The organism is Flavobacterium sp. WG21 (genome assembly GCF_000335775.1).
GTDB classification, from domain to species: Bacteria; Bacteroidota; Bacteroidia; order Flavobacteriales; family Flavobacteriaceae; genus Flavobacterium; species Flavobacterium tructae.
Genome location: NZ_AMYW01000002.1, coordinates 1 through 13612, shown reverse-complemented (window position 1 = coordinate 13612; position 13612 = coordinate 1). Strand labels below are relative to the sequence as shown.

The 13612-nt window shown below is 36.7% G+C and carries 11 protein-coding genes and 1 tRNA gene; 4 read left to right on the top strand and 8 right to left on the bottom strand.

All coding sequences use genetic code 11. The features are described 5' to 3' along the window. Positions 1-71: 71 nt before the first annotated feature. On the bottom strand, positions 72-1292 hold the full coding sequence (locus C245_RS0101600) for a Xaa-Pro peptidase family protein (RefSeq protein WP_017494836.1): 1221 nt from the start codon (positions 1290-1292) through the stop codon (positions 72-74). Positions 1293-1470: 178 nt separating this feature from the next. Between C245_RS0101600 and C245_RS0101595 the strand changes: the two genes are divergently transcribed. Continuing rightward, entirely contained in the window at positions 1471-2781 is a 1311-nt protein-coding gene (locus tag C245_RS0101595) for a S28 family serine protease (RefSeq protein ID WP_017494835.1), read from the top strand. Between the two features lie 154 nt (positions 2782-2935). On the opposite strand, the gene C245_RS0101590 is transcribed toward C245_RS0101595, so the two are convergent. From C245_RS0101590 to C245_RS0101565, 6 genes are all read right to left on the bottom strand, one after another. Continuing rightward, positions 2936-3553 (bottom strand): WbqC family protein, encoded by a 618-nt coding sequence (locus C245_RS0101590; RefSeq protein WP_026109802.1) that lies wholly within the window; start codon positions 3551-3553, stop codon positions 2936-2938. A 90-nt stretch (positions 3554-3643) separates the two neighbouring features. Next, entirely contained in the window at positions 3644-5197 is a 1554-nt protein-coding gene (lepB, locus tag C245_RS0101585) for a signal peptidase I (RefSeq protein ID WP_017494833.1), read from the bottom strand. 66 nt (positions 5198-5263) lie between these two features. Further along, positions 5264-5965 carry a 4-hydroxy-tetrahydrodipicolinate reductase gene (gene dapB / locus C245_RS0101580; RefSeq protein WP_017494832.1) on the bottom strand — a complete coding sequence of 234 codons (702 nt, stop codon included), beginning with the start codon at positions 5963-5965 and terminating at the stop codon, positions 5264-5266. A 39-nt stretch (positions 5966-6004) separates the two neighbouring features. Next, positions 6005-6565, bottom strand: coding sequence for a DUF5683 domain-containing protein (locus tag C245_RS0101575; protein ID WP_051041425.1), 561 nt, complete (start codon positions 6563-6565; stop codon positions 6005-6007). Next, a complete protein-coding gene (locus tag C245_RS0101570; RefSeq protein WP_017494830.1) occupies positions 6565-7467 on the bottom strand; it encodes a ParB/RepB/Spo0J family partition protein in 903 nt (300 codons plus the stop codon). The genes C245_RS0101575 and C245_RS0101570 overlap by 1 nt, the downstream gene beginning before the upstream one ends. Positions 7468-7472: 5 nt before the next feature. Continuing rightward, entirely contained in the window at positions 7473-8240 is a 768-nt protein-coding gene (locus C245_RS0101565) for a ParA family protein (protein WP_017494829.1), read from the bottom strand. A gap of 609 nt (positions 8241-8849) precedes the next feature. Here C245_RS0101565 and C245_RS0101560 point away from each other — a divergent pair. Continuing rightward, positions 8850-8924: transfer RNA gene (locus tag C245_RS0101560), tRNA-Pro, on the top strand. 422 nt (positions 8925-9346) lie between these two features. Then, positions 9347-10288 carry a pentapeptide repeat-containing protein gene (locus tag C245_RS0101555; RefSeq protein WP_017494828.1) on the top strand — a complete coding sequence of 314 codons (942 nt, stop codon included), beginning with the start codon at positions 9347-9349 and terminating at the stop codon, positions 10286-10288. A 64-nt stretch (positions 10289-10352) separates the two neighbouring features. Here the strand turns inward: C245_RS0101555 and C245_RS0101550 are convergent, their stop codons facing one another. Further along, complete coding sequence (locus C245_RS0101550) at positions 10353-12242, bottom strand: prolyl oligopeptidase family serine peptidase (RefSeq protein ID WP_081603499.1); 1890 nt, start codon at positions 12240-12242, stop codon at positions 10353-10355. 326 nt (positions 12243-12568) lie between these two features. Here C245_RS0101550 and trxB point away from each other — a divergent pair, with 326 nt between their 5' ends. After that, positions 12569-13516: a thioredoxin-disulfide reductase gene (gene trxB / locus C245_RS0101545; protein ID WP_017494826.1), complete on the top strand. Its 948-nt coding sequence runs from the start codon at positions 12569-12571 to the stop codon at positions 13514-13516. Positions 13517-13612: the final 96 nt, after the last annotated feature.

Sequence of the window (13612 nt, the reverse complement as noted above, 5' to 3'; positions counted from 1 at the left end):
TTGGTTTGTAAAGAAGAAAAGGGAAACGATATTGTTTCCCTTTTTTTATGCTTTTTAAAATTAAATACAGCTTAATTGATACCAATCCCAAACGGATTATCAATACTGTGCATTGGAGTAGTGAACCATTTTGGACCTTCGGCGGTCATATAAAAATGATCTTCATGACGAATCCCGAATTGACCCGGGATGCAAAGCATAGGTTCGTTACTTACTACCATTCCTTCTTGCAAAACAGTAGTATTGCCTCTTACCAAATACGGATGTTCGTGAATATCTAATCCTGTTCCGTGACCCACGCGATGAGGTAATCCAGGCAATTCGTAATCGGCACTCAAACCGCCTGCTGCAATTACTTTACGTGCGGCATCATCGACCGAACCGCAGGTTGCTCCTAATTGTGCGGCATCAAAAGCAGCTTTTTGTGCAGCCTTTTCTAAATTCCAGATTTTGATGTGTGCTTCTGTTGGAGTTCCGTACACATAAGTTCTGGTGATATCAGACAGGTAACCTTCCAAACGACAGCCTGTATCAATAAGTACAACATCGTTATCTTTTAAATCCTGAGGAGTAGTAACCCCATGAGGATATTGAGAATCATCGGCAAACAACACAATACAAAAGTAAGAACCTGAAGCAATTCCCGCTTTGATATGTGCCTGATTGATAAAATCGACAACCATTTCGGCTTTTATACCCGGATACAAAATACGTGCAGCGGCACGTTGAACCACCATCGTAATTTCTTTAGCTTGTTGGATGATCGCAATTTCATTTGCTGATTTCTGAATACGACAGCCAGTTGTAACCGGTTGGGAATTTTCGAATTCGTAATTTGGATTGGCTTTTACGATAGCATCAACTAAAAAATATCCGGCAGATTCGTCCAGTGCAATTTTACCGTTGTTTATGCCTTTGGTCTCCAGGATCTTTCCAAATAAAACAGATGGCGATTCGTGTTCTTCCCAGCAATTTAAATGCCCTTCAATTTGCATGAATTTTCTAAAAGTACCTTCCTCAAATTTTGGAACAATATATTCCAGGCTGCCGTCTTCAAACAATAAGGCTCCAACCATTCTTTCAGAGGGATTCCATTTGGTTCCGGTAAAATAGTATAAATTGGTTCCTGCGTTCACGAATAACGATTTAAAACCTGCTGTTTTCATAAGCGACGCCGCTTTCTGAATGCGCATTTGGTATTCCTCCGGCTGAATGGGTTTTACATTCAGGGTCATGTTTTGTATTTTTTCTAATTCTGCAATTGCGTTAGATCCGCCAACTCCAATGGTCATATTTGTTGTTTTAAGGTTAATAGTTTTTTGTTGTTTTTCTGGATTAAAAATAAGCCAATATTTTGGGATAGTGGTATTTTAACTTAAAGTAGATAAAATAGAATAATTTAAGGGTAATATACTATTGGATTTTGGGTTGTAATGCCTGTATTTTTAAAGATCAATTAAAACTTAAAAAATGAAAAGTATACAGCGTTTAGTATTGCTACTGTGTGTTGTTCTGAGTTCGTATTTTGTGTCAGCGCAGAATAAATCAGATTTGTACCAGAAGCTCACGGTATTGTTTCCAAAAGCCGAAATCACAACCATAGAAAATTTGGAAGGTTATGCAGAGTCATACCAATTGATTTTAGACGAACCTTTAGATCACAAAAATCCGCAAAAAGGAACTTTCAAGCATTATGTTTACCTCTCACATTTGAATTTTAATAACCCAATGGTTATTGAAACTCATGGTTACAATACCAATAATATCAAAAGTGAGGTGAGTAAACTGTTAAACGCTAATCAGATTGCAGTCGAATACCGCTTTTATGGAAAGTCGCGACCGGAACCACTTCCATGGGAATATTTAACAAACGATCAGGCTATCGCCGATTACCACAATCTTGTAACAAAACTGAAGCAGTTGTATACGGGAAAATGGATTTCGACCGGAATAAGTAAAGGTGGTGAAACAGCTTTGATTTACAAATCAAAATATCCAGATGATGTTGATGTGGCAATGCCTTATGTGGCACCGTTAATTAATACTCAGGAAGATCCCCGAACGGTAGAGCATACTAAAACAGTGGGGACAGCAGAATGCAGGGCTAAAATTACAGCCTTTCAGAGAGCAGTTTTAGAAAATAGAGAAGCCGTTTTAAAGGAGTTTAAACAATATGCAGAAGAAAAGAAAATGACTTTTGCCGAAGTTCCTTTCGCTGAAGCATTAGAATATGCAGTTTTAGAATTTCCTTTTTCTTTTTGGCAATGGGGAGGAAAATGCGAGGCCATTCCGTCAGTAACAGCGAGCCCGAAAGAGCTGTTTGCCTATCTGGATGAGGTTTCAGGCGTAAGAACTTATAACGATAAGATGTATTTTCATTATTTGCCGTCCTATTATCAACATTTAAAAGAATTGGGGTACTATGGATTTGATTTTTCTCCGGTTGCCGATTTGCTTCAAGTGGTAAAAAGTACTTCCAATGATCGATTTGCACCTAAAGGAGTGGCTATAAAATACAATCCGAAATACATTAGAGACGTACGAAAATATGTAGAAAATAAAGGCAGCAAAATTTTGTACATCTATGGTGGTTACGACACCTGGTACTCGTGCGCTCCAACACCTGATTCCAAATTAGATGCATTAAAAATGGTTCTTCCCGGGGGGAGTCACACTACAAGAGTGAAGGATTTTCCGGAGAGTGATAAGAAGCGAATCATGGAAACATTATCAAGATGGCTTGACTTAAAAGCACTTAACGATAAGGCCGAAATAAATTAAAAAGAAAAGGGGATTCAGGTTCTCTGGATAGTTTAACCGCAAAGTGCGCTAGGATTTTTAATTGTCAGATTTTATATAAACGCAAAGTTCGCAAAGCTATGATAATAAACTCTGCGAACTTTGCGTAAAACCTTGCGTGCTTTGCGGTTAACCTTTAAACCAGTAGTTTTTGTGTTTTCAAATAATCCATAGCAAATTTACCCTCATTAAAAAGTAAATCCAAAACACTTAAATTGTTGATAAAACCATGTTTATCGTCAAAAACCTGAGTGTATTTTTCAAATGAATTAAGGTCTTTTTTTCCGTTAGCCAAAACCCTGAAATCGGAGATATTTTCTACCTCATGAAAATACTCGGTGGTTTTGCTGAATTCTAATTTCATGCGCAGACATTTAGTGGTGATGTCCAGAACTTCCAGATTTAAATCCATTAAAAAAGTGTGCTGTTTTTCAAAAACAGGACGAATATCATCTTCAAAGAACTCAAAAAAAGGAGAACTTCTGTAGGCAGCTTCCAATGATTTGAAATGCTGTTTTTGCCAGTCAAATTCATTCTCGATGATAACATCTTTTGTTTTCTGATGACCTGATTTCGAATGTTTAACCGGTATATTTAGTAACTGAATTCCGTTCGGGCTATAGATGTAGGTACGGTTTCTGTTAGTTTGTTTCTGAAAATTATCTTCCATTTCAAAAGTAATATTTTCAGATTGTGCCATAACTGCAAAGTGGCTGATCGATGGAAAATAAGTAGGAAGTAAAAGAGAGTTCATCTTTAATTGCTTTAAAAGTTTCAGGTTTCAAGTTTCAGGTTGTGAGTGAACCTGAAACTTGAAACCTGAAACAAAAATAACTTTTTTTATTTATGCTTTGTTTTGTTTTCTTTTTTTCCAGAAATATTCTCCAACGAAATAGGCTGCAAGAATAAACAAGAAATACTTAAAGTAAGATTGTGGTTGTCCTTCACCATCAACAGTTGTGAAAACTCTGCTCCAACGAATTTTGTTGATTCCTTTACCGTTAGTATCCCAGCTCATCCAGATGAAAACCGGTTTCCCTACAATGTGATTTTCCGGAACGTAACCCCAGTAGCGGCTATCTTCAGAGTTGTGACGGTTGTCTCCCATCATCCAATAGTAATTCTGCTTAAAAGTATAAGTTGTAGCAGGTTTACCGTTGATTAAGAATTTAGAGCCATCCAGCTGTAAAGTGTTTCCTTCATAAGTGGTGATGATGTCTTTGTAAAATGGTAATGATTCATTGGTTAAAGCAACTGTTTTCCCTGCTTCCGGAATATAAATCGGACCAAAATTATCCTGATTCCATTTGTTGATGTGCGGGAAAATAGCGTTGTCATTTCCGTGGTCAATTTCTCTTGTAACGGCAGTAATACCAGGCGTATTTTTCAGACGTTCTGCACTTGCCTCAGTCAAAGCTCTGAAATAAAGAGTATCTCTTTTTTCGCTTTTAAATCCTGCTCCGTCTGTAATATCAAGTTCTCTTACCAAAGATTCAAAATCAATAGGAATTTTTGGGTCTATGGCTACGGAATAAGAATATTGTGGTTTTGCTCTTTCCGGTAAAACTAATTTTTTTCCGTTAATGAAAACAAATCCGTCTTTAATCGATAAGCTGTCTCCCGGAATACCTACGCATCTTTTTACGTAATTTGATTTTTTATCAATTGGTTTGATAACCCCCGGTCTTCCTTTTGGTTCATAAAAATAATGAACCGTATCTACCGGCCAGTTGAAAACTACAATATCAGTTCGTTTTATTTTTTCTAAAGCAGGTAATCTGAAATAAGGCAATTGTGGCCATTTCAAATAGGATCTTTGTTTTACAAACGGAATAGAGTCATGTACCATTGGTAATGCAACCGTAGTCATAGGGACTCTTGGGCCATAATTTACTTTACTTACAAACAGAAAATCCCCAATCAATAAAGATTTTTCTAAAGAAGAAGTAGGAATTGTATAAGGCTGTACTAAATAAGTATGTACCAATGTTGCTACGATAACGGCAAAAAGTAAAGAACTCAGGGTGTCTCCTGCTTTATTTTCAGAAGTTAATTTTCGGTCAGCGTTGTATGCTAGTTTTTGAGTGTAGCTAACATAATAGATATAGAAACCTAAAGTGAAAATTCCTAAAAGAGTATCTAAAGTTGTTTTTTTGCCAAACGTTCTTAAAGTCTCCACCCAAACCACCGGAAACATAATCAGGTTAATAATAGGAATGAAAAGCAATAAAGTCCACCAGGTCGGACGACTGATTATTTTCATTAAAACGATTGAATTGTATACCGGAATCGCAGCTTCCCAGCTTTTTCTTCCGGCAGCCTGATATAATTTCCAGGTTCCGATAAAATGAATAACCTGAACGGCTAAGAAAAATACAAACCAAAGATATAGTGTCATAATATTTTATTTAAAGTTTTAGGTTCGGGACTTAATTTAAAATTTTACCTAAACCTTCCTAACTGTTTATTTTAAATTTAATACGTCTTTCATAGAATAGATTCCCGTTTTTCCGGCAAGCCACTCTGCTGCGATTACCGCTCCAAGAGCAAATCCTTCGCGGTTGTGTGCAGTGTGTTTTAATTCGATGCTGTCTACAGGGGAGTCGTAAGTTACAGTATGGGTTCCTGGTACTTCGCCTATTCTTTTAGCTTCAATATGAATTTCGTTGTTTTTTGCTTCGTCCAGAGTCCAATTGGTGTATTGGCTGTTTTCGATAACTCCTTTGGCTAAAGAAATTGCCGTACCGCTAGGGGCATCCAGTTTTTGTGTATGATGAATTTCTTCCATCGTAACTTTATACGAATCCAGTTGAGACATGATTTTAGCTAAGTATTCGTTCAGTTCGAAGAAAATATTAACCCCTAAACTAAAGTTAGAGCTCGAAATAAAAGCACCCTTCTTTTCGTTGCAAAGCGATATCATTTCGTCATAGTGTTCTAGCCATCCTGTAGTTCCTGAAACCACAGGTACATTAGCATGAAAGCAATTGGAGATATTGTCAACGGCAGCAGTAGGGACGCTGAAATCGATCGCGACATCGGCTGTTGAAAGTCCGTCGTAAGTACTGAATTCGTCTTTTTTCAAAACAATTTCATGACCTCTTTCCAAAGCAATTCGCTCGATTACTTTACCCATTTTTCCGTATCCTAAAAGCGCAATTTTCATTTCGTGTATTTTTTTTTAAATTCAAGTAACCGGAGTTATTTAAAAGTGGTAATTAAAAGTTAGTCCAACATTTGGTTTGAAAGTTACAGCGTCAGGGTAAATTTCCGGGCGCAATGATAATCTTTCGTTTACGTTAAACTGAATCAGTGCAGCGTCAACATTGGCGTCGATAATGTTTAAGGCATAAAAACCAACGACAAATAATAGTGATAAATCTCTGTTTCGCTGATAAAATTTCTGACCGGCAATAAGTCTGCTGTCGTCGAGGAATTTATATTTATCGTCATTGTAGCCTTCCAGTCTTCGTTTGTAAGCTTCGCGATAATCGTGGTATTTTTTGTTGTTGTCAAGATAGAAGTATAAACTCGTACCAATCGCTCCGTAGACCAAAGGGATTTTCCAGTACTTTTTATTGTATGCCTGACCTAAACCCGGTAAAATTGCCGAGTAGAATGCTGCTTTTGCAGGGGTAAGAGGATCGATTTCCTGCAATTTGCTAGTGTCTTTAACAACCAAAACCGTGTCTTTTTTTACCTGAGCAAAAAGAGAAACGGTTCCTATGAGAAAGAACAATAGACTTATGGGGACAATTTTATTCACTATCCGTTTATTAATTTTATTATTCTGTTAAAGTCGGCTTCAGAATCAAATGGAATGGTGATTTTTCCTTTACCCGTGCCGGCGACTTTTATATCAACTTTCGAACCAAAATAATCGTTGAAAGTGTTTTTTTGTGTTTCTCTAACCACAAAAGAAGATTCTGCTTTAGGTTTTCCTTCTACTTTTGGTTTTAAACTTTCGTGATAGTTTTTTACCAGAGTCTCAGTTTCACGAACAGATAAATTCTGACTTACTATTTTTTGGTAGATATCAGTCTGAATGTCTAAGTCTTCAATATTAATGATTGCTCTACCGTGTCCCATACTGATAAAACCGTCACGGATACCTGTTTGAATGATCGGATCCAGTTTTAAAAGACGTAAATAATTGGCAATTGTAGAGCGTTTTTTTCCAACGCGCTCACTCATTTGCTCCTGTGTCAGTTGAATTTCGTCAATCAGACGTTGATAGGAAAGTGCAATTTCAATCGGATCTAAGTCATGACGCTGGATGTTCTCAACCAAAGCCATAACCAATGATTCGTTGTCATTGGCAATACGAATATAGGCAGGAACATGTGTTAAGCCTACTATGGTCGAAGCACGTAAACGACGCTCTCCTGAGATTAGCTGATATTTGTTGAAATCTAATTTACGAACAGTAATAGGTTGAATTACACCAAGTTCTTTAATAGAGGTGGCTAATTCGCGTAACGATTCTTCATTAAAATTGCTTCGGGGCTGAAATGGATTTATTTCGATAGCACTTATTTCAAGCTCAATGATATTTCCAACAACCTTGTCAGCATTTTTGTCTTCTACTGATGTAATGTCGTTTTCCGGATCTTTTAATAACGCTGATAATCCTCTTCCTAAGGCTTGTTTTTTAATTGCTTTTGTCATAAAAACTATTTGCTGTTTTTCTTTATAATCTCCTGAGCTAAATTAATGTAATTAACGGCTCCTTTACTGGTTGCGTCATAATTAATGATGCTTTCTCCAAAACTTGGTGCCTCGCTCAGTTTAACATTTCGTTGAATTACGGTATCAAAAACCATATCATTAAAGTGTTTTTGAACTTCTTCTACAACCTGATTAGACAAACGTAATCTTGAATCGTACATGGTTAGTAACAATCCTTCTATGTCAAGATCCGGGTTGTGTATTTTTTGAATACTTTTTATGGTGTTCAATAATTTTCCTAATCCTTCAAGTGCAAAATATTCGCATTGGATTGGGATAACCACAGAATCAGCAGCTGTTAAAGCATTCAGGGTTAATAAACCTAGAGAAGGCGCACAGTCGATAATGATAAAGTCATATTCGTCTCTTACGCTTTCTAACGCTTTTTTAAGCATGTACTCTCTGTTTTCTTTGTCAACCAATTCGATTTCGATGGCAACAAGGTCAATGTGTGCAGGTATTACATCGACATTTGGAGATGTACATTTTAAAACAGCTTCTTTTGGTGTTATACTGTGTTCCAGGATTTGATAAGTTCCGGCTTCAACTGATTCTACGTCAATCCCAAGGCCAGATGTAGCATTGGCTTGTGGATCAGCATCGATCAACAATACTTTCTTTTCTAAAACACCTAATGAGGCTGCAAGATTTACAGATGTTGTAGTCTTTCCAACGCCTCCTTTTTGATTAGCAATCGCAATGATTTTGCCCATTTATTTTCTGAATTTTGAACCGTAAAAATACAATTATTTATGGTTTCTGAAAATCTATTTTGTTAACATTTGTGAATCTTCGGTTAATCGTTGTATGGTGCGTGTTTTCTGGAATTGATTTTAACGATAATGAAAAAACAGGAACGAAATTTCGTTCTATTTTTCGATTTCTTTTAGTCTAAAAAGAACAAAATCTTACTTTAGTCAGAAAAAGGGAATTAAAAGTGGGTGTAAATTTTACTGCTCATTTTTCTTTTTCAAATCTTTTACAAGGCGGGTTGTGAAAAATAAAAGGATAGCACCTCCAAACAAAATGCAATGCGAAAAAATTTCTTTCGCATTGGGGGGGAGATGTATTTAAATAAAGTGAAATCCCTTCATTAAATAAGTTCAGAACTTATGAGACTATGTGTTAAAATGAAGTATATGTAAAGGACTGAATCGTTGTAATATTTTAATCTGAGGGTATATTTATATTTTTTTTGTGCTAATTGAAAAGTGAAGTGTTTGATATTCTATATTTTGAAGTTATTTTGAAAATAAAAAAACGGATATTTTTAAAATTGTTGTTGGATAAGTAAAAAATAGTTCTATCTTTGCACCCGCTTACGGGGTGTAGCGTAGCCCGGTTATCGCGCCTGCTTTGGGAGCAGGAGGCCGCAGGTTCGAATCCTGCCACCCCGACAAAAGTCTTTTCATTTTTTGGAAAGACTTTTTTTTTGCTTTAAACTGAAATCCTATAGCTGAATTGTTATCGCGTCCCGATTGGAATCGGGAAGGCCGCAGGTTCGAATCGGGGCACCCCAACAAAAGTCTTTTCGGTCCTTTGAAAAGATTTTTTTGTTTTTACCCGTTTTGTTTTATTGTGGAAAATATTCAAACGGTTTAGTACTTTTTATCAGGACAAAAAATATTCTTTAATTACTTCTTACTTTTTTGCAACATTACAGTTTGTTTGGTGAGTATAGTCTTTAAATTTGTTACCGGCTACCTTCAGTTGCGAAATACAACTATAAGTAGCGTGATTACAACTATAAGGAGCGGTATTTTTAAGGCTTCAGAGAATAGGTCAAACTAATTTTGCGGTATCACAAAAGATAGTATTTATGAAAGCTAACAAAATCGGCAACAAGATTGCCAAAGCACGAAAAGAGCAAAACATGTCTCAGGCGCAACTTGCTCAACTTTTATTTATCAGTCCGCAGGCGGTAGGGAAATGGGAACGTGGAGAATCCTTTCCGGATATTGCTACTTTAGACCGACTTGCAGAAATTTTAAACGTAGATCTTAATTATTTTTCAGAAAATCTTCAATTTTCTGAAAGTACGTCAATTTCTAAGGTAATTAATGATACTAACGTAGAGGAACAAAAAGGATCTAAAGAAGTGGATGCTTCTGACAGACCGGAGCGGCCATTATTGATAAATTTTAGTGGCAGTGCTCTTGCAAAAACAGACTTAGCGGGAGTTAGTCTGATCAACAGAAAATTTGTTGGAAGTGATTTGCGTGACAGTGACTTTTCGAATGCCGATCTAACCGGCAGTGTATTTAAGGGTAGTGATGTGCGTGAAGCTAATTTTACCGGAGCGAATCTGACAGATTGTACTTTTTCTGCACTTGATCTTTCCAATGCCAGTTTCATCAAGGCGACTCTCGTGCGCACCGAATTCAGTGCTTCAGAGTTAAGCGGAGTAAAGTTTATGGATGCAGAATTGGTTGATGTAAAGCTAGCCAGATCTGATCTTCGAAAAATGACCTTTATAGATTGCATCTTTAATGGGGTTGATTTTAAATATTCAGATTTGTCGGGGCTTTGTCTTGACGGACATATTTTTATGGATGTGAACTTCTCTAATGCGGCCTTGAATAAAGTTTCGTTTAAAGGAGCGGTTTTTAGAAATGTTTCGTTCCGTCCGACATTTGCATTGACAAACCGATATTACAAGACACTTCAGACCATTTGTTTTGACGGAGCGGTGATGGACAAATTAACCTATGCAGCACTCAAAGGTGTTGGAGTCGATTTGTCGAAGGTAACAACGATCTAGTTTAAAAATTTTAAAATCCGTAAAGTTCATTGAAGCTTTACGGATTTTGTGTAAATTTCAGTAACTACTTTTCTGTGATTTTAGTCAGCCATTCAAAGTAGATTTTATTGGTTTCCGCGTCAGGGTATTCGTGGGTTTTGTCTTCAATTATTCTTCCGATGACAGGAATTCCATTCGATTTTAGTTTTTGTATTAATTCTTCTGCGACCGATACGGGTAAAGCTCCATCTTTTTTTCCATGATAAACAAATACGGGAGTTTTTGAAAAAGAAACCAGAAATTGATCCTCCAAAAAATTAGGATGTCCTGCACCCAGCCACTCGTTTGCCAAATCAGGATGGCCTGCAAATACGGCTACTCCTTTATAAAGTTCAGGATGCTGATAAAAGGTTCGTAAAGCACCGTAACCACCCATCGAAAATCCGGCAATAACGATTTTATTTTTATCACCTGAAAAATGTAGCAGTACATCTTCAATGGCTTCAATAATATCATTTTGCGAACTTTCAGAATCATAACAATTATACCTATCTCTGGCAAACGGAGCAATCTCAATAAAATTACCGTTGCTTCTTGCCTGGTTCAAGACGGTTTGTTCATCTTGTCCGCTGCCATGAAGAAAAACCAGTAGAGGATACTTTTTAGCAGGATTATAGTCTTGCGGTAATTTTAGGGTGTAGGGCTGAAAAGTAGCATCGTATTTTGATTGGAAGGCTCTTCGATAAGGTTTTACAATTCCTTTGTAAGGATCACTGCCTTTTAAAAAGGAATTCAATTCCGTTTCAAATTGGAGATATTCTTTCAATACATTTTTTCCGTTTTCGTAGGATTTCAAATTGTTGAAATGCTGTTGGACTTCGTTTGTTTTAAACAACAGGGTATTTACAGTACCTTGCTGTAAATGGTATGGATTTCTGGTAATTTGTGAACGAATGCTGTCGAAGTTAAACTTAGGGAAAATGACAAAATCGTATTGTGCAATTGTATCAGAGGCTGAACGAATGAGAAAATTATAATGACCCGATTTTAGATTATGAGAGTCAAAGGAGGCTAATTTATGCTGCAGTTTGTTCTTAAAACTGACCTTTATTTTTTTATCAGGAAATATTTTGGAAGAATCATTTTGGATAGTAATATCAATGGTTTTATTCAGAGCTGTTTTTGCTATTGTTATTAGGTTTAATTGCAGAGGTTCATCAGCCTGAATATTTCTTTTGGTCAGTTGAGCTGTTATAATGGATTGATTGACCTTTTTAGGTTTTTCAAAAGCGATTGGCATGAAATTCCTTTTTGGAATTTCTTCATCCCAGATTCCTTCATCCTTAACAACCGAGTAGCCATTTGCAGCGTTGTTTGGTATGGCTTTTGCGAAATACAGATTATATCCTAATGGTTTAGAAAACCAGGGATGATAAGGGTATACGTCTTTCCATGCCAATAATACCTCAAAACCGCATTTGCCATTATCGGAGATTTCTTCATATCGGGTTTCACGACTTAGTTTTTTACCATGGCTCTGGTTTCGGTTGTAGTCCCAAATTCGTTTTCGGGCCCAGTATTTTTTGTCTTTAGAAGGGGAGAAAGCAATGTCATAGTATTCGTCTGTAAGTGAATCATTTTGACGTTTTGCTAGAAGTAATTTAAAGCCGTCACCATTGATAAAACCTCTATCGCGATAAGTAATACTATCTGCTTTAGCTTCGATATACAAATAAAGATGTGTTGCGGTATATCCCAACAGATAATTTACTTTAGTGGGTGTGACCGCAGGATTGTCAAACTGAAAAAAATGGTTGAATTCCTTTTTCTGAAGACTTATCAGCTTGTCATCTAGCTTTCCGTCAATAATAGGAGTGAAATCCAGAAAGCGTATCTCTTCAGATTTCGAAGATTGTGCCTGCATCAGTTGAAAAATAAACAGCACTAGACATATTAGCTTTTCTTTTGTTGTCATATCCTGAAGGTATAATTTTGTATTAACGGTACATTTTATAAGAATTTAAGATAGAATAGATTGGTTTGATGTTTGTTAAGGTGTTGAAATAAAATGGTTAAGTTTTTGAAAATGAGCACTATTAAAGGTCAAATATAGTCAAAAGGAAAAAGCCTTCTGTAATTAGAAGCTGGCTTTTTAAAGCAGGAGTATTCTGTTTCCATTTTTAATTTCCCTTCGGAGGTTAAAGCCTCTATTGAGAAATAGTTAAAACTGATTTAATCTGTTCCGTTTTCCAACAATAAAAACTTATTTTTGTGACCATTAATTAATAATACAATCATATTATGTCAGATACAATCGAAAAAATTAAATGCCTTATTATTGGTTCAGGTCCGGCGGGTTACACTGCTGCTATTTATGCTGCCAGAGCAAATATGAATCCGGTTTTATATCAGGGAATGCAGCCAGGGGGTCAATTGACTACAACGAATGAAGTAGAAAATTTCCCGGGTTATGTGGATGGAGTTACCGGACCGGAAATGATGATTCAATTACAAGAACAAGCAAAACGTTTTGGTGCTGATATCCGTGATGGATGGGCTACAAAAGTTGATTTTTCGGGAGACATTCATAAAGTTTGGATTAACGATACGATCGAATTACACTGTGAGACTGTTATTATTTCTACAGGAGCTTCGGCTAAATATTTAGGACTGCCTTCAGAGCAGCATTATTTACAAATGGGTGGAGGAGTTTCTGCTTGTGCTGTTTGTGATGGATTCTTCTACCGTAATCAGGAAGTGGTTATTGTAGGGGCTGGAGATTCAGCTTGTGAAGAAGCACATTACCTTTCTAAACTTTGTAAAAAAGTAACGATGTTGGTAAGAAGTGAGAAATTCAGAGCTTCAAAAATTATGGAAGAGCGCGTTCGTAAAACTGAAAATATCGAAATTTTAATGAACCACGATACCGTTGAAGTCTTAGGGGATGATAATGTGGTACATGCTATAAAAGCAAAAAACAAAACGACTGGTGAAATTTTTGACATTCCGGCAACCGGATTTTTTGTTGCTATTGGTCACAAACCAAATACAGATATTTTTGCAGATTACATCACACTTGATGAAACCGGTTATATTGTAAATGTTCCGGGAACTTCTAAAACAAATGTAGAAGGTGTTTTCGTAGCCGGAGATGCTGCCGATCACGTATACCGTCAGGCTATTACTGCTGCAGGTACAGGATGTATGGCTGCTCTGGATGCTGAGAGATATCTTGCTGCGAAAGAGTAGTGAGAAGGTTCTAAGGAGCTAAGGCTCTGAGGATCTAAGTTGCAAAGTTGCAGAGGTACAAAGTTGCAAAGGTTATCCATAAAAAAATCCATTCGC

Bases quoted from the DNA above. Each gene is read 5' to 3' on its own strand.
- C245_RS0101600 (WP_017494836.1), bottom strand. From the start codon at position 1,292: ATGACCATTGGAGTTGGCGGATCTAACGCAATTGCAGAATTAGAAAAA.
- C245_RS0101595 (WP_017494835.1), top strand. From the start codon at position 1,471: ATGAAAAGTATACAGCGTTTAGTATTGCTACTGTGTGTTGTTCTGAGT.
- C245_RS0101590 (WP_026109802.1), bottom strand. From the start codon at position 3,553: ATGAACTCTCTTTTACTTCCTACTTATTTTCCATCGATCAGCCACTTT.
- lepB (WP_017494833.1), bottom strand. From the start codon at position 5,197: ATGACACTATATCTTTGGTTTGTATTTTTCTTAGCCGTTCAGGTTATT.
- dapB (WP_017494832.1), bottom strand. From the start codon at position 5,965: ATGAAAATTGCGCTTTTAGGATACGGAAAAATGGGTAAAGTAATCGAG.
- C245_RS0101570 (WP_017494830.1), bottom strand. From the start codon at position 7,467: ATGACAAAAGCAATTAAAAAACAAGCCTTAGGAAGAGGATTATCAGCG.
- C245_RS0101565 (WP_017494829.1), bottom strand. From the start codon at position 8,240: ATGGGCAAAATCATTGCGATTGCTAATCAAAAAGGAGGCGTTGGAAAG.
- C245_RS0101555 (WP_017494828.1), top strand. From the start codon at position 9,347: ATGAAAGCTAACAAAATCGGCAACAAGATTGCCAAAGCACGAAAAGAG.
- C245_RS0101550 (WP_081603499.1), bottom strand. From the start codon at position 12,242: ATGACAACAAAAGAAAAGCTAATATGTCTAGTGCTGTTTATTTTTCAA.
- trxB (WP_017494826.1), top strand. From the start codon at position 12,569: ATGTCAGATACAATCGAAAAAATTAAATGCCTTATTATTGGTTCAGGT.